Below are 278 nucleotides of genomic sequence, written 5' to 3' on the forward strand. Positions count from 1 at the left end.
CTCGTGCTCCTGGCGGTAGGTCATCTTGGCGCCCACCGACCAGGACAGAGCGCCCTCGCTCCCGCCACCGGCGCTGGCGGCGTTGCCCTTCAGGCCATAGTTGATTGTCAGCGGCACTTCCAGGGTCCAAGACGGCAGGATTTCGACATACTGCGGGGTGTAGTTCACCGCAACGGCCCAGTAGTCCTTGGTCGAACAACCATCGGACTTATCACCCCGACCACCTATTTGCACATCGACGCAGTTGTAGCCTTCGCCCTTGAACAGCTCTTTGTGCT

Annotated in this window: 1 protein-coding gene; it reads right to left on the minus strand. The window is 60.4% G+C overall.

Annotation, left to right across the window (positions count from 1 at the left end):
* Positions 1–278: DUF1302 family protein (locus tag NDO48_RS29160; protein ID WP_267322908.1), on the minus strand; the 278-nt coding region annotated here is incomplete at both ends.

This window comes from Aminobacter sp. MET-1, assembly GCF_026521175.1.
Lineage (GTDB): Bacteria > Pseudomonadota > Alphaproteobacteria > Rhizobiales > Rhizobiaceae > Aminobacter.